This window comes from Gaiella sp. (assembly GCF_035558935.1).
Lineage (GTDB): Bacteria > Actinomycetota > Thermoleophilia > Gaiellales > Gaiellaceae > Gaiella.
Genome location: NZ_DATMBZ010000173.1, coordinates 1 through 15,474 on the forward strand (window position 1 = coordinate 1; position 15,474 = coordinate 15,474).

Annotated in this window: 15 protein-coding genes; 3 read left to right on the plus strand and 12 right to left on the minus strand. The window is 72.8% G+C overall.

The genetic code is table 11. The features are described 5' to 3' along the window. Positions 1-247: 247 nt before the first annotated feature. Genes VNM44_RS16190 through VNM44_RS16225 form a run of 8 tightly spaced genes read right to left on the minus strand, consistent with a single transcriptional unit; the run spans position 248 to position 7,441 of the window. Positions 248-1,192 carry a glycosyltransferase family 2 protein gene (locus VNM44_RS16190; protein WP_325627188.1) on the minus strand — a complete coding sequence of 315 codons (945 nt, stop codon included), beginning with the start codon at positions 1,190-1,192 and terminating at the stop codon, positions 248-250. 10 nt (positions 1,193-1,202) lie between these two features. After that, complete coding sequence (locus VNM44_RS16195; RefSeq protein ID WP_325627190.1) at positions 1,203-2,111, minus strand: hypothetical protein; 909 nt, start codon at positions 2,109-2,111, stop codon at positions 1,203-1,205. Continuing rightward, on the minus strand, positions 2,108-3,034 hold the full coding sequence (locus tag VNM44_RS16200; protein WP_325627192.1) for an NAD-dependent epimerase/dehydratase family protein: 927 nt from the start codon (positions 3,032-3,034) through the stop codon (positions 2,108-2,110). The genes VNM44_RS16195 and VNM44_RS16200 overlap by 4 nt, the downstream gene beginning before the upstream one ends. Next, a complete protein-coding gene (locus tag VNM44_RS16205) occupies positions 3,034-4,041 on the minus strand; it encodes an ATP-grasp domain-containing protein (RefSeq protein WP_325627194.1) in 1,008 nt (335 codons plus the stop codon). The genes VNM44_RS16200 and VNM44_RS16205 overlap by 1 nt, the downstream gene beginning before the upstream one ends. Positions 4,042-4,064: 23 nt before the next feature. Further along, positions 4,065-5,312 carry a hypothetical protein gene (locus VNM44_RS16210; protein ID WP_325627196.1) on the minus strand — a complete coding sequence of 416 codons (1,248 nt, stop codon included), beginning with the start codon at positions 5,310-5,312 and terminating at the stop codon, positions 4,065-4,067. Between the two features lie 37 nt (positions 5,313-5,349). Further along, positions 5,350-5,754: a hypothetical protein gene (locus VNM44_RS16215; protein WP_325627197.1), complete on the minus strand. Its 405-nt coding sequence runs from the start codon at positions 5,752-5,754 to the stop codon at positions 5,350-5,352. Further along, positions 5,751-6,335 carry a sugar transferase gene (locus VNM44_RS16220; protein WP_325627199.1) on the minus strand — a complete coding sequence of 195 codons (585 nt, stop codon included), beginning with the start codon at positions 6,333-6,335 and terminating at the stop codon, positions 5,751-5,753. The genes VNM44_RS16215 and VNM44_RS16220 overlap by 4 nt, the downstream gene beginning before the upstream one ends. Next, complete coding sequence (locus tag VNM44_RS16225; RefSeq protein WP_325627201.1) at positions 6,332-7,441, minus strand: glycosyltransferase family 2 protein; 1,110 nt, start codon at positions 7,439-7,441, stop codon at positions 6,332-6,334. The genes VNM44_RS16220 and VNM44_RS16225 overlap by 4 nt, the downstream gene beginning before the upstream one ends. A 42-nt stretch (positions 7,442-7,483) precedes the next feature. On the opposite strand from VNM44_RS16225, the gene VNM44_RS16230 reads away from it, so the two are divergent. Next, a complete protein-coding gene (locus VNM44_RS16230) occupies positions 7,484-8,686 on the plus strand; it encodes a glycosyltransferase (protein WP_325627203.1) in 1,203 nt (400 codons plus the stop codon). Here VNM44_RS16230 and VNM44_RS16235 read toward each other — a convergent pair. Next, positions 8,641-9,858: a glycosyltransferase family 4 protein gene (locus tag VNM44_RS16235; protein WP_325627205.1), complete on the minus strand. Its 1,218-nt coding sequence runs from the start codon at positions 9,856-9,858 to the stop codon at positions 8,641-8,643. The two genes, VNM44_RS16230 and VNM44_RS16235, sit on opposite strands and share 46 nt — an antisense overlap. 44 nt (positions 9,859-9,902) lie before the next feature. Between VNM44_RS16235 and VNM44_RS16240 the strand changes: the two genes are divergently transcribed. After that, positions 9,903-11,054 carry a glycosyltransferase gene (locus VNM44_RS16240; protein ID WP_325627207.1) on the plus strand — a complete coding sequence of 384 codons (1,152 nt, stop codon included), beginning with the start codon at positions 9,903-9,905 and terminating at the stop codon, positions 11,052-11,054. On the opposite strand, the gene VNM44_RS16245 is transcribed toward VNM44_RS16240, so the two are convergent. Then, a complete protein-coding gene (locus tag VNM44_RS16245; RefSeq protein WP_325627209.1) occupies positions 11,030-13,228 on the minus strand; it encodes a glycosyltransferase in 2,199 nt (732 codons plus the stop codon). The genes VNM44_RS16240 and VNM44_RS16245 overlap by 25 nt on opposite strands. A gap of 25 nt (positions 13,229-13,253) precedes the next feature. On the opposite strand from VNM44_RS16245, the gene VNM44_RS16250 reads away from it, so the two are divergent. Next, positions 13,254-14,114 carry a glycosyltransferase family 2 protein gene (locus tag VNM44_RS16250; protein ID WP_325627211.1) on the plus strand — a complete coding sequence of 287 codons (861 nt, stop codon included), beginning with the start codon at positions 13,254-13,256 and terminating at the stop codon, positions 14,112-14,114. On the opposite strand, the gene VNM44_RS16255 is transcribed toward VNM44_RS16250, so the two are convergent. Next, on the minus strand, positions 14,090-15,178 hold the full coding sequence (locus VNM44_RS16255) for a glycosyltransferase family 4 protein (RefSeq protein WP_325627213.1): 1,089 nt from the start codon (positions 15,176-15,178) through the stop codon (positions 14,090-14,092). The genes VNM44_RS16250 and VNM44_RS16255 overlap by 25 nt on opposite strands. Beyond that, the coding region (locus tag VNM44_RS16260; protein WP_325627215.1) for a glycosyltransferase at positions 15,178-15,474 on the minus strand (297 nt) is incomplete at its 5' end. The genes VNM44_RS16260 and VNM44_RS16255, both read right to left, overlap by 1 nt.

Genomic DNA, 15,474 nt, shown 5'->3' on the forward strand with positions numbered 1-15,474 from the left:
GGGCACAACAAAGCACTGGCCCTGCATGTCGAATCCTGTTCGCCTGGGCTCCTACGTCTCGCGCGCCTAGGCGCGTCGGGAGATTGCGGGCTTTCGGCCGGGGTTCTGGCTGCAGGGCCAGATAACACATCCTAGGCCATCTGGAGCGCGGACGCGGTTAAGGCCTCTTGCCAGTTCATGGCCCGCGTGTTTGCACCGTGTTTGCAGCGCCGCCCTCGGAGCCTCAGAAACGGCGTGACGACGGGCCTCAGCGCAGCTCCTTGTTCGCCTCCTGGTCGAACCACATGGCGAACAGGGTGAACTGCGTCCCCGAGACGAGGAGCAGCGAGACGAGGACGATCGTCGCCGTCGTGATCTCGTTGCCGCCGAAGATCCGCGACGCGGCGACGACGACGCCGAGGAGGAAGCCGACGACGGTCATCAGGATCCCGAGCACGTAGAAGAAGACGAGCGGGTGGAAGTCTCGGATCACGTACTTCTCCTTCATCCGCCACCAGAATCCCTTGAAGAGAAGCCACGCGATCCGCGGCGCGACGTGGCGGACGCGGATCCCCGAGCGCTCCCCGACGCCGTAGATCGGTCGCGACGGGACGTCGCGCACGCGGGCGTTCTGGACGTTCAGGTGCACGAGCATGTCGTTGGGGAACCCGTAGCGGCGGTAGAGGCGCTCGACGTCGAGGCGCCGGAGCGCGTCGAGCGAGAGGGCCGTGTAGCCCGCCTGCGAGTCCGCGACGTGCCAGTAGCCCGAGGCGATCTTCGTCAGCAACGACAGCACCGCGTTGCCGAGGTAGCGCGAGCGCGGGATCAGCTGCCACGCCTCGCCGCTCACGAGCCGGTTCGCCTTCGCGTAGTCGACCTCGCCGCGTGCGACCGGGCCGACGAGCGCCGCGAGCTCGCCGGGATCCATCTGGTTGTCGCCGGCCATCACGCAGGTGACGTCGACGCCGAGCTCGCGGCAGCGCTCGTAACCGGTGGCGATCGCCGCGCCGACACCCTGGTTCTCGGCGTGCTCGATCACCTCGACACGGGGGTCGCCGACGGCCCTCGCGCGCTCCGCGGTGCCGTCGCTCGAGTGGTCGTCGACCACGACGATCAGGTCGACGAACGCGGGGATGCCGCGGATCGTCTCCGCGACGAGCAGCTCCTCGTCGAAGGCCGGGACGACGACCGCGACGCGCTTGCCCTCGACCACCGCAGTCTCGCTAGGCGGCGGCGGTGCTCCTGCGCCGCAGCCACGGGTCGGCGAGGATCGCCGCGAGCGCCCCGAGCAACAGCCCGACGAGGGCCCCGACGACGGCGGCGTTCCTGCGGCTCGTCGCCGAGGTGCGCACGCCGACGGCCGACTGCACCACGCGGCTGAGCTCGACGTTCTCGGCGAGCGAGTGCAGCTGGCGGGCGCTGTTCAGGTCCTGCAGGACGGTGCCGCGGCGCTGCTCCGCCGCGTTGACCGTCGCGTTGGAGTTCGTCGAGACGAGCAGCTTCTCGGCGAGCGAGAGGGTCTTGCTCGCCGAGGCGAGGCGCTGCTGCTCGTTCGCCGCGTCGATGCGCGAGGCGATCTCCTGGAGCTGCTGCTCGTCGTTCGCGATCTGCTCCTCGAGCAGCGTCATCTTCCGGGTGATGTAGGGCACGACCTGGGTGACGACGGTGTTCGCGAACGAGTTGGCGGCCTTCTCGGCCTTCACCTTGGTCGGTCCGCGCACCTGGATCTGGACGAGCGGCGTGAAGTTTCGCGCGACCTGGCCGGGCTGGACGACGGCGGTCGACGTGACGTTGCCGCGCAGCTGGCCGGGGCGCATGCTCGCGGCGCCGGCGGCGGTCTTGATCGCCGCCTCGCTACGGACGATCTCGCTCACCGTCTTCGGGTTCGTCTGGAGGCTCTGGAGCTGACCGCCGCCCGACGGCGTGAACGGCTGGCCCAGGTAGACGAGTGCCTCGGCCTTGTAGACGTCCCCGCTCCCGACCGAGACGAGCACCCCGAGAACGGCTCCGAGGATCAGTCCGCCGACCGGAAGCCACCAGCGCGCGGTGATCCGCTCCCAGGCCGACCTGAGATCGACCTCGCGCTCGGCGTTGGGGTCCACGCCGGCCTCTCTCCGCCGAACGTCGCTCAAGGAGCCGCGACCCTAGCAGTGACCCAGTCCCATTGTGCGGCGAGGCCGTCGGCCAGTGAGGTCGTCGGCCCCCAGCCGAGGTCGCGCGATGCCTTCGAGACGTCCGCGCGCGTGCGGCGAACGTCGCCGGCGGCCTCGCCGTGCCGCTCGACGGCCAGCTTCCGACCGGCGATCTGCTCCGCGAGCACGATCGCGTCCGCCATCGTGGACTCTTCCCCGCCGCCGACGTTGTAGAGCTCACCGGCCGCGCCGCGCTCGAGCGCGGCGATCGTCCCCGCGACCGCGTCCGCGACGTAGGTGAAGCTGCGCGACACCGAGCCGTCGCCGAAGAGCCTGAAGGTGCCTCCGCTCCCGAGCGCCTCGAGCATCGGTGTGAACGCCATGTCCGGCCGCTGGCGAGGCCCGTAGACGGTGAAGTAGCGGATCCCGACCGCGTCCAGGCCGGTGGTGCGCCCGTGCGCGTACGCGAGGTGCTCGACGCAGAGCTTCGTCACGCCGTAGGGCGCGATCGGGCGCGGCTCGGCGTCCTCGCGCGTCGGGTAGCTCTCCGCGTCGCCGTAGATCGAGGAGGACGAGGCGTAGACGACCCGCACTCCGCGGCGGGCGGCGGCCTCGAACAACCGGCCGCTCGCGTGCACGTTCCGCGTCACGTAGTGCTCGAAACCCGGGCCGAAGCTCGCGCGCACCCCGGGCTGCCCGGCGAGATGGAAGACGCCGTCTACCCGGGCGAGGACGTCGTCGAGGTCGGCCTCGAGGATGTCGGTCTCCAGGACGGCGATGCCTGCGACGTTCTCCCGTTTGCGGCGCGGATCGTAGTAGTCGGTGAACGAGTCGAGTGCGACGACGTCGTGGCCCTGCTCCAGGAGCGTCTCCGCGAGATGGGAGCCGATGAATCCCGCGGCCCCGGTGACGAGGTAACGCATCAGACCTGGCCGGGCTCCGCGGCGATCGGCTCCGGGAGCTCCTCGGCGAACGGCACGAGCTCGCCGTCGGGCCCCTCGACGAGGCAGAGGTCGGAGAAGAACCGCGTCATCACGACGCCCGCCCGGAACTCGCCGAGCCGCGGCTCGGGGCTCTCGCCGCGCGCAAGGGCGAGTGCGAGCTCCGGGTAGCGGCTGCCGGCCGCGAGCGGGAGCGGGAAGGCGCCGCCGAAGCGCGGGTTCACGTCGGTGACCGGAAGCGATCCGTCCGGCTCACGAAAGCACTGCACGTTCGCCGGTCCGACGATGCCGATCGTCTCGGCGACCCGCGCGCCGTGCTCGATCAGCTCGCGGTCCTGAAGCGACTCGCCCTTGATCGACTCGCCGCCCTTCGACTGGATCATCGAGCGCGGGATCGCGTTGAGACACCGGCCCTCCGTGTCGCAGAAGACGTCGATCGAGAACTCCTCGCCGAGGCAGTGCTCCTGCACCATCGAGTCGACGGGCGTAGCACGGAGGTGGAACGCGAGCTGCGCCGCGTCGTCGGAGCGGTAGATGTGGCGCGAGCCGAAGCCCTCGCGGATCTTCACGAGGAGCGGGTAGCGCGCGTCGGCGGGTACCTCTTCGGGGAGCCAGGTGCGGGGGCTCGGGATCCCGTTCGCCACGAAGAATGCGTGCGCGAGGTACTTGTCGCCCATCGTCCTGCAGACCTCGGGGCTCGGCGCGAGGACGAGGGCGGGCGCGAGCTCGTCGCGGGCCTGCGAGACGATCTCCTGGTCGAGGTCGGTCAGGGGGACGACGAGCCGCACGTCGTGGTCGGCGACGAGCTCCGCGAGCGCCGCCACGTACCCCGGGTCGTCGACCCGCGGGACGAGCGCCTTTCGGTCTGCGTGGTAGAGCGCGGGAGCGAGCGGGTCGAGATCGGCGGCGACCGTCGTCGCGCCGGCCCGCCCGAAGGCGCTCACGATGTCGACGCGCTGCCCGGCGCACGTGAAGAGGACCGCCGTCATCTCGACGTCGGAGCGTAGCGGCGTCACAGGACCAGGAACGGGAGCTGGACGGCGACGAGCACGGCGAGCGCTGCCGCGGTCGCCGTGGCCCAGGCACCCCGCCTCGGCCGGAGAACGTCGACGACGAACGCGGCGCCTACCATCGCCGCGGGAAGCGTCATCAGGAGGTACGTGCCCTTGATGGTGTCGCCGTCCGTGGACGGGTAGCGCACCGCGAAGACGACGTACGCCGCGACCACGAAGGCGGCGGAGAGCGGGAGGATCGCAAGCGCCGTCGAGCGCCGAGCCTTCGCGAGCAGGCCGAGCGCGAGCAGGCCGGCGAGCGCCAGGAGCGACGGGACGACGCCGACGAGCATCTGTCGTGCGCGCTCGGACACGACGGCAGACGGGAGCAGCGCTCCCGGCGCCGGCGGCGGCGGGCTGTCCCACGTCAGCGCCCAGTCGCCCCACCAGTCGGCGTAGAGGTGGGGGACGAGCTCGTTGCGGGCGAGTGGCGTGATCGGGTGCTCGATCGCGCGGAGCGTGTGCAGGCCGACGTAGAAGCTCGCCGGCCGACGCTCGAACACCGAGCCGGCCGGCGGTGGCCGGTTGAAGGCAAGGGCGCTCCCGTGCGCGACCTGCTCGTTGACGAGCCACGGCGCGAGGAGCAGGACCGCGACGCCCGAGACGACCGCTACGGGCGTCCACGACCGCCGGCCCAGCGCGTCGAGCCCCACCGCGACCACCACCGCGACGAGCACCGGCAGGGCCCAGGCCCGCGTCAGGGATGCGAGGCCCAGCAGCGCGCCGGCTGCCGCCGCCGAGCCAGGTGTCCAGCGCGTGCGCAGCGCCCGGGCGGCGACGAGGACTCCTCCGGTCGCCAGGGCGACGGCCAGCGTCTCGGGGTGGTACATCGCCGAGGCGCGGACGAGCGCCGGAGACGCCGCCGTGAGGACGAGCGCGACGAGATGGAGCACGCGACGCTCGGGCCAGAGCGTGCGCGCCAGGAAGAACACGAGCGCGCAGGTCGCGAGGCCGGCCGCGGCGGCGAGCAGCTGGCCCGGGCGCTGCGCGTGCCCCCAGCCGATCGTGGTCGTCGCGCGGCCGAGCGCGCCGGCGAGTGCGAACCAGAGCGGCGGCGTGTGCCAGACACCCGACTCCGCCTCGGACGGGAGCCGGTACTCGGTGGAGACGATCTCCGCATAGCGCGCGTTCGCGAACGCGTCGTACCCGCGCAGCCAGTCGTAGTGCCAGGCGTTCCAGACGAGCAGGACCGCTTCGGCGAAGAGCACCGCTACCGCCGCGCCCCAGTAGCGGCGAGCGGTCAGCTCAGTACGCGCAGTCGTACGTCACCTGCCGCTGCGTGGGAGAGGGCTCGCGGAGCCAGAGCGCGACGTATCGGCCGTGCACGTCGAGTCGCGCGCCCGGGTCGCCGCCCACCGCATAGGCTGCGCGGAGCCGCTCGACCTCGGCCTCGCTCGTCGCCACGCTCAGCGTCACGAGCCCGCCCTCGACCGTCGTGCGGAGCGTGCCGCCGCCCGCGGACGAGGCGACGGGGTCGTCGGTCGTCTGCTCGACGACGAGGCCCTTCTCGCGCTCGAGGCACCGCGTCGTGAGTGCCAGCTCGCTGAGGTCGTCGTGCGTCAGCGACCAGGCCGCCCCGACGCTGAGCTGGGCGGCCATGACGACGAGCGCCCCGACGAGCCCGAGCCGCGCCGCCCGCTGCTCGGTCACTCGCGCGCGCTCCAGCCTCCGGTCGAGCCCTTGTACGTGCCGCCGAACAGCGCAAGCGGCGTGCGGAGCAGGATCGTGAGGTCGACGCGCGGCGAGCGGTGCTCGACGTACCAGACGTCGAGCTCGATGCGCTCGTCCCAGGGCAGCGTCGCGCGGCCGTGGATCTGCGCCCAGCCGGTGAGCCCGGGACGCGCCTCGAGCCGTCGCCGCTGGCGCTCCGTGTAGCGGTCGACCTGGTAACGCAACGTCGGCCGCGGGCCGATGACCGACATGTCGCCGCGGACGACGTTCCAGAGCTGCGGCAGCTCGTCGATCGACGTCCGCCGCAGGAACCGTCCGACCCGCGTGATCCGCGAGTCGCCGCGATCGACGGCGTACCCCGCCCCCTGCCGCTCGGCGTCGACGACCATCGTGCGGAGCTTGAAGAGCTCGAAGTCCTCGCCGTCCTTCCCGACTCTCGTCTGGCGGAAGAGGACCGGGCCGCCGTCCTCCACCTTGATCGCGAGCGCGGCGCCGGCGAGGACCGGGCTTGCAAGCACGAGGCCGAGCCCGGCGAGCGCGATGTCGGCCGCACGGTTCACCGTGTGCCTTCCGCCGCCTCCCACGTGGCGGGGACGCCGCGGCGGAGGTAGTTCCAGAGGGCCTGGACGGTCGCCCAGGTGACGTAGACGTAGTAGCGCGCGATCGGAACGCGCGCTGCGAACGCCGCGACGAGTGCGACCTGCGCGAGGAGTGCGAGCACGTACGGCCACCCGGAGCCGACGAGCAGCACGCTCGTCGCGAGGAGCCCGAGGTGGAGAAGCCCGCTCCCGTAGCGGAGGAGGCGGTGCGAGACGATCGAGACGAGGTAGTCCGGCGGCAGGCGGCGCAGCATCGAGCCGCGCAGTGTGATCTCCCAGCAATGCTCGAACATCCGCACCTTGCGCGCGTACTCCGTCTCGTTCGAGGGGGTCGGCTTCTCGAACGCGACCGCGTCCGGCTCGTAGACCGCACGCCGGCCGGCCTGCACCATCCGGTAGGGGAAGGCGAGGTCGTGTCCCCAGCGCGGGTCGACCTCGACGTAGTCGGCCCGCTTCAGGGCGTAGATCGAGCCGTTGCCGCCGGTGACCGAGCCGAGGCGGGATTCCTGCTCGCGCAGCCAGAGCTCGTAGCGCCAGTAGAGGCCCTCGCGGTTCGACCCCGCAGCATCCTCCAGCCGTAGGCGGCCGCAGACGTAGGCCACGTCCGGGTCGGCGAGGTTCGCGACGAGACGCCGCAGCGCGTCCGGCGACCAGGTCGCGTTCGCGTCGGAGAAGGCGACGACCTCGGCCGTGCTCTCGCGCACCGCGCGGTCCTGCGCGGCGACCTTCCCGCCGCGCGGGCAGTCGAGCAGCCGGACTCGCGGCTCGCGCGCCGCGACGGCCTCGACGAGCTCGTTCGTCCGGTCGCTCGACGCGTCGGACGCGACCACGATCTCGAGCCGGTCGGCGGGGTAGTCGAGCGCGAGGAGATTCTCGAGGCGACGCTCGATCACCGGTTCCTCGTTGTAGGCCGCGACGATCACGCTGACGGAGGGCTCGGCCGAGGGGTCCTTCGCGACGCGTCGCTCGCGCACGCGCGCGAGCGTCCCTGCCGCAAGCGGATAGCCGACGTGCGTCCAGGCGAGCGCCGCCGCGGAGCCCCAGAAGAGCGTCTTCGCCACGGACATCGGCCGAACTGTAGTGGGCAGTCCCGCTAGTCTCGGCGCCCGATGGGCGGGGACACGAACGGGCGGCCGATCCGCGTCCTCCGGGTGATCGCCAGGCTCAACGTCGGCGGCCCGGCGCTCCACGTCACCTACCTCGCACGCGGTCTCGCCGACCGCGGCTACGAGACGACGCTCGTGGCCGGCGACGTCGGGCGTGGCGAGGAGTCGATGGCCTTCGTCGCCGAGAACGCCGGGGTCGAGGTCGTGCCGCTGCACGGGCTCTCGCGGGAGCTGTCGCCGCTCCACGACGCATTCGCGGCCTGGCGCCTCGCGCGCATCATCCGACGCGTCCGCCCGGACGTCGTCCACACGCACACCGCCAAGGCGGGCGCGGTGGGGCGCGCGGCCGCGGTGCTCGCAGGCCCGCGTCGGCCGGTCGTCGTGCACACCTTCCACGGGCATGTTCTCCGCGGCTACTTCGGCCGAGCCGGGACGCGCGTCTTCCGCGCGATCGAGACCATCCTCGCGCGGGCGACCGACCGGTTGATCGCGGTCAGTCCGGAGGTCCGCGACGAGCTCGTCGCGCTCGGGGTCGCGCCGAAGGAGAAGTTCTCGGTCGTCCGCCTCGGGATCGAGCTCGAGCCGCGCGTCTCCTTCGACGGGGACACCGCGGAGGTACGCCGCCGACACGGCATCGGGCCGGACAAGTTCGTCGTCGGCTGGTTCGGCCGAATGACCGCGGTGAAGCGCACCGACGATCTCCTCACGACGCTCGCAGGCGTGCGCGAGCGGGGGATCGACGCGCTCCTCGTCTTCGTGGGTGACGGCGACGACCGCGCTCGCCTCGAGCAGCGTGCGCACGACCTCGGGCTCGCCCGGTCGTGCCTCTTCCTCGGCTACCAGGAGGACGTGGCGCCGTGGTACGCGGTCTGCGACGCGGTGATCCTCACGTCGGCGAGCGAAGGGACACCGGTGACGATCATCGAGGCGCTGGCGGCCGGCCGGGCCGTCGTGGCCACGCGCGTGGGCGGGGTTCCCGACGTCGTCGACGAGGGCGAGACCGGGTTCATGGTCCATCCCGGTGACACGCATGCGCTCGCGGAGCGTCTCGAGATCCTCGCCCGGGATCCCGCGCGGCGCGCGGCGATGGGCGCGGCCGGCCGCGAGCGAGTGCTCCGCCGCTACGCGGTCGAGCGGCTCGTCGACGACATCGACGCCCTCTACCGCGAGCTGCTCGACACGACGTCGGCGACGAGTCGCCGGTAGCGCCCGAACGCGACCTCGCGGTCGGCCTCGCGCTGCACCCATGCGCGACCGCGCTCGCCCATGCCCTCGAGCGAGAGTCGCCGCTCGACAACGTCGCGGATCACCCCTGCGACGAGCTCCGGCCGGCCCGGGGGGAGGACGACGCCGCAGCCGACCTCGTCCACGAGCCTCACGGTCTCGCTGTCGGCGTCCGCGGACACGAGCACGGGCCTCCCGACGGCCAGGATCCCGTAGAGGCGGCTCGGAACGACGTATCCCGAGAGGCCGCGCGCCAGCCCGACGTAGTGGAGGTCGGCCGAGCTCAGGGAGAGCGAGAGGCGGGATCTCGGCTGGTAGCCGAGGAAGTGGATCTTGTCGGTCACCTCGAGTCGCTCGGCGAGGTCCGTCAGCTCGCCGTACCGTGCCCCGAACCCGACCACCAGGATTCGCAGCCGGTCGAGGTCTCGGAGGAACGTCGCGGCGCGGACGAGCGTATCCAGGTCCTGGGCATGTCCCACGTTGCCCGAGTGCATGACGACGAATGCGTCATCGACGCCCTGCTCCGCCGACCAGACGTTGTGGCGCGGCTGCGGCTCGAGCTCCGACGTGTCGACCCAGTTCGGGATCACCGTGACGCGCTCCGGCGGCGTCCCCTTCTGCTCGAGGCGCTTCTTCATCGTCTCGCCGATCGCGACGACGCTATCGGCCCGGCGCAGGTACAGAGCGACGAGCTGCCGCAGCACGCCGAGCACGATGGGGTGCTCGAGGCGCTTGAGGCGCTCGGCGATCTCCGGAAAGACGTCCTGGCTGATGACGAGCAGCGGCACGCCGAACCGCCGCGCGACGACCAGCCCGACGTCGCCGACGATGGGCGGGTCGGTCATGCAGAGAACGAGGTCGGGGCGGCCGCCGCGGAGCGCCGTGAGCACCGTGTCGCCGAGGTAGCTCGCGTAGTTCGCCGCGCGGAGATGGATCTGCGAGCGCTCGTACGCGGTCGAGCGGACGCGGACGATCCGCACGCCGTTCCGCGTCTCCTGGGCCGGCAGCTCGTGCCCGTAGAGGTGGCCGGTGACGACCGTCACGTCGTAGTCCTCCGCGAGTGCCTCGCAGAGCTGCGCGAGCAGCTGCGCCGTCGCCTCGACGCCCGGCCAGTAGTACTGGTTGAGGACGAGGATCTTGGCCTGCGCAGTCATACGACCGCGCAGGCTAGTCGCTTGGCCCGCGTACTCTGCCGCCGGTGAGCGCCAGGATGCGAATACTTCTCGCGATCCCCGCGTACTGGCCGGCCCACGCCTTCGGCGGGCCCGTCGTCGTCGCCCGCGAGCTCGTCTCGCGACTCGTCGCGCACGGTCATGAAGTGCACGTGGTGACGACGACCCTCCGCGACGTCGGCGAGCGGGCTTCGTCGAGGACGGCCGTCGCGACGGTGGACGGCGCGACCGTCACGTACCTCGGCACGCCGCTCCGCTACCGGTGGATGGGCATCACCCCCACCCTGCCGCTCGCGCTCCGGCGTCTCGCGAGGCCGGACGTCGCCCACGTTCTGGGCTTCCGCGACCCGGTCACGACCGGCGTCGCCGCCTGGTGCCGGCTGCGACACATCCCGTACGTGTTCGAGCCCGTGGGCATGTTCAGGCCGCGGCTGCGGAAGGTCGCGCTCAAGCGCCTGTTCGACTCGACACTGACGCGCGGCGTCGCATCTGGCGCGCAGCTCGTCGTCGTCTCGTCGCCGCAGGAGCGCGACGACGTCGCGGCGGCCGGCGTCGACGCCGCGAGGATCCGCATGCGCGGGAACGCGTTCCCCGACCCGCCGCCCTCCGGGGACGGCGATCCGCTCGCGGGTGTCGTGCCGCCGGGGGCACCCGTCGTCCTCTACGTGGGCCGGATCGCGGCCGAGAAGGGGATCGAGCACCTCGTCGCGGCCGCGCGGGCGCTGCCGGAGGCCCATGTCGTGCTCGCAGGCCCGGACGACCGCCACGGCACGCTCGCGCTCGTCGAGGCGGCACAGGCCGATCCTCGTACGGCCGGGCGCATCCACCTGCTGCCGCCGACCGCAGGCCCGCCGTTCGACCTCTACCGGCGCGCCGACGTGTTCGTCCTCGCCTCGGGCGGCGAGAACTTCGGGCTCGTCGCCGCCGAGGCCGCCTCGGTGGGAACGCCGGTGATCGTCTCCGATCGCACCGGCGTCGCGTCGTCGTTCGCAGACGGCGAGGCGCTCGTCGTCCCCTACGACGCACGGGCGACGATCGAGGCCGTCACGCGCGTGCTCGGCGACGAGGCGCTCCGCCGCTCGCTCGCCGAAGGGGCGCGACGTGCGGCCACGCGGTCGACGTGGGACGGCGTAGTCGAGGCGCAGGTCGCGATCTACGAGGAGGCGCGTGGCTCCTGACGGCCGGTGACGCGGCGAACCACCCGGATCAACCGCTCGATGCTCGGCTCGTAGCCCCACTCCGCGACGATCTCGCGCGAGGCTGCGCCCATCGCTCGCCGCCGGTTCGGATCTGCGGCCAGCTCACGGATCGCCTGCGCGGCGGCCGCGACGTCGTCGACCGGCACGAGCACGCCGTTTCGCCCGTCGTCGAGCAGGTCGAACGCGGCCCCGACCCGGTCGGAGAGGACGAGCGGCAGGCCGCACGCCGCCGCTTCGTTGACGACGACGCCCCAAGGCTCGTGCCGTGAGAGCAGCGCGAAGACGTCGGCGAGGACGTACCGCTCGACGATCCGCTCCCATGGCGTGTCCTGCAGCAGCAGGAGCCGCACGCCCTGCCCGGCGGCGAGCGCGGCCAGCCTCTCGCGCTCGGGGCCCGAGCCCGCGAGTAGGAGGACGAGTCTCGCGTCGCCCGCGACGGCGATCGCCCGGACGAGCGTGTCGAGCCCCTTCTCGGGCGCGAGGCGCGCGACGGAGAGCACGGCGACGTCGTCCGGGCCGATCCCCGCCTCGGCGCGGAGAACGGGGCGCCGCGGAGCCAGCTCGTCCGCCTCACGCCCGAAACGGTCGACGTCGACGGTGTTGGCGACGACCGAGATCCGGTCGGGGTCGACCCCGCGGGCGAGCATCGACTCGCGGGCGGCGGTTCCCACCACGAGCACCTCGGCGGCGCCGCCGACAACGCCCGGGACGACCGCGCTCTTCACCGCCCGACGCCAGCCCGAGCGTGTCTCGCGCTCGTTGCTCTCGACGAGGAGGACGTACGGGATTCGATGCCGTCGACACCACGCGACCGTGGCCTGCGAGGCAAACGTGCTCCAGCCCGAGACGACGACGACCTCCGGCCGCGCCTCCCGGAGCGCCGCGAAGACGCCGAGCGAGAGCGGGTAGTCGTGCCGGAGCACGCGCGAGGCGCCCGGCACGCGACGGCCCTCGACGAGCACGGCGTGGTGACCGAGGTCGACGTCCCACGCACGTCGCTGGACCGCGCGCGCCGCGTAGACGACCGTGAGGTCGACATCGGGTAGCGCGGCGAGCGCGTCGAGCATCCCCGTCCGGTACGGCGTCGGCTCGGGCAGAACCATCGTCAGACGCACCGGCTCGTCGATGGCCGCGGCGCGGAAGCGGACGGCGGCGTCCCGCTCCGCCCGCGCCGAGCGTCTCCGCGCGAGGCGCCGCACGGCGTCGAGCGGCAGCGTCGGGTCGAGCGCCAGCGCCGCGCGCGCGAGGGCGCCACCCTCCGCGGCGAGATCCGGGCTCCGGGCGAGGGCCCACGCCGCCGCGCGGCGCGCCTCGTTCCCTCCATGGCGGGCCTCGAAGGCGCGGAGGAGCTCGCGAAGCGCGGCGGCCGCTTCGGCCGCGGCCGCCGGGGGAAGCGCGAGCCCGCTGCCCGCCCGCCATGCGAGCTCGGCACGCTCGGGCCCGAGCCGCGGCGCGAGCGCCTCGATCTGCGGCAGCGCGACGCGGCGCTGACAGGCCCGCTGCAGATCCTTCCGCCTCGCCGACGCCTGCGCCGCGTGCTTGCGGTAGAGGACGAGCGCCTCGGGCACGTTGTCGCCGTCCGCGACCTGGAGCAGCCTTGCCCAGAGGTCGTAGTCCTCGCTCTCGGGGTACGACGTGTCGTAGCGCAGGCCGTGCCGGTCGAGCACGGACCGGTCGACGACCACCGTCGAGTGGAAGAACGGCGACGAGAAGAGCGCGGCCCACCGGACGGCTCGCGCGCCCACGGGCATCCGGTGCACCGCCGCGAGCGTCCCGTCGGCGTGGAGGTCGATCATCGCGGAGCCGACCACTGCCGCCGACCGCGTCGACCGAGCACGGTGGAGGACACGCTCGAGCCAGCCGGGCAGCGCGACGTCGTCCGCGTCCATCCGCGCCACATATGTCCCTCGAGCCGCCTCGAGACCGACGTTGAGCGCGCCCGCCAGGCCGAGGGCCTCCGGGTTTCGGAGGACGTGGAGCCGCGCGTCGTCGACCGCGTCGAGCACGGTTCGGGTTCGATCCGAGGAGCCGTCGTCGACGACGACGAGCTCGAGCTCGGCGAGCGTCTGACCGAGGACGCTCCGCACGGCTTCCCCGATCGTTCCCTCGGCGTCACGAGCGGCGAGGACGACGGACACGAGGGGCGTGGCCACGGCCGGCTGAGGGTAGCCTGCGCCGGTGGCGGGAGCTCCCGCAGACCTCCGCTTCGACCTGGTCACGGCGACCGTCGACCGAACCGCCCCGCTCGAGGAGCTGCTGCGCTCGCTCGCCGCGCAGACCCACCCCGCCTTCCGGCTCGTCGTCGTCGACCAGAACGACGACGACCGCGTGGTGCAGCTCCTCACCGCGCACCCCGAGGTCGACGCGGTCCACCTCCACTCCCCGCGCGGCCTCTCGCGCGCCCGCAACGTCGCGCTTTCCCGGCTCACGGGAGATTTCGTCGCGTTCCCCGACGACGACTGCACCTACGCGCCGGACATCCTCGAGCGGGTCGCGCGGCGCTTCGCCGCCGAGCCGGGGCTCGACGGCCTCACCGGACGCGCGGTCGCTGCGGACGGCTCGTCCGACTCCTCCTGGGAGACGCACGCCGGGGTCCTCGAGGCGGGCAACCTTTGGAATCGCGTGATCTCGTTCGGGCTGTTCCTCCGAAGCGACCTCGTCGCGAGGGTGGGCGCGTTCGACGAGCGGCTCGGGCTCGGAGCGGGGACGCTCTGGTCGTCGGGCGAGGAGGTCGAGTACATCCTGCGCGGGATCCGCTCCGGCGCCCGGATCGAGTACGACCCGGGCCTCACGGTGACCCATCCGCGGAGGTCGTACACCGACGCCGAGCTGCGGGCGGTGGGTCTCCGGGACGGCGCGAGCGTCGGCTGGATCCTGCGACGACACCGTTACGGAGCAGGGACGGTAGCCCGCATGCTGCTGCGCCCGATCGGCGGAGCCGGCGCATCGCTCCTCCGCGGAGATCTCGCCCGGACGTCGTTCCACGCGGCCACGCTCCACGGCCGCGTCCGGGGCTACGTGGGCGCGCTCTCCGCCTGAGGGACGAGCGCCGCGAAGACCGCCTCGTGGCGATCGAGCCAGTCCGCGAGCGCGAATCGCTCGACAGCCCGCCGGCGTGCCGCGGCTGAGAACCGCTCGCGCTCGGCCAGGACACGGATCACCGCCTCGGCCATGGCATCGCCCGCGGGTGGCGTGTCGCGGTCGTAGCCGTCGTCGTGCGGGACGCCGACGCCCGCGTCGTCGCCGACGAGCTCCACTGTCCCGCCGCTCGCCGCGTACGCGACCGGAAGGCCGCACGCCATCGCCTCGATCACCATCGTCGGGCAGGGGTCGTTGACCTTTGTGTGGAGGAGGACGTGCGCGCGCCGGAACACTTGCGGCGCCGCCGTCTGCGAGTAGCGGCCCACGAAGTCGACGGCACGCTCGAGCGAGAGGCGACGAAGCGTCGGTTCGGGATCGGAGACGAGCCTGCCGCTCACGAGGAGCCGGGCGCCCGGGTGCGCGTCGAGGACGTGCCGGAACGTCTCGAGGCCGAGCTCGAGGCGGTAGGCCTGTGTCTGGTCGCCGCCCAGCATCACCACGGGGCCGTCCACCGGCGGCGCGCCCGGCGTGAACCGGTCGACGTCGACCGCGTTCGGGAGGATCTCCCACGATCCGCGCGGCGGGCCGAGGAACTCGTCCGACGAGCGCTTGCTGAACGCGCTCTGGTAGACGACGTGATCCGCTGCATGCAGCGCTCTCCGGAGCGGCTCGTTGAGCGCGTCCGTCCGCTCGCCCGCCCAGCCCGGATACGCGACGCCGTCCTGATTGACGACGATCGGCGCGCCGCGCCTGCGCGCGAGCCACAGGAGCGGCCTGAGGTCGCGCGGGAGGTACGTCGTGCCGAGGTACAGGAGAGAGAAGTCGGTCGGCCGGTTCGGCCACCGTTCCGCGAGCTTCTGGAGCTTCGCCGTGCCGCCCGCGACCGGCTCGCCGGGCCCCGGGATCCGGTCCCAGCCGTAGAACACGCGGAGGCCGGGACCGGCTTTCCCGCCGACGGAGAGCCGCGCCCAGCGCGCGGCCGCACGGCCGTACCGCCCCAGGCGCGCCGGGCTCGCGTCCATCACGACTCCGGCAGGGCGACGAAGCCGCTCAGCAGCTCGCGCCAGCGAGGACGCAGGGCGTCGTAGGAGGAACGCTCCGCGACCGCCCGCCCCGCGGCGAGGACCGGCTCGAGCTCGCTCTCGCTCGACGAGGCGACGTGCTCGATCCAGTGGACGAGGCCGTCGACGTCCTCGGGCTCGACCATCCAGCCGTTCTCGCCGTGGCGCACGAGATCGGCTGCCTGACCGACTCTCGTGGTGACGAGAGGGACGCGCGTCGCCATCGACTCGAGAACCGCGCGCGGCCCGCCCTCGTC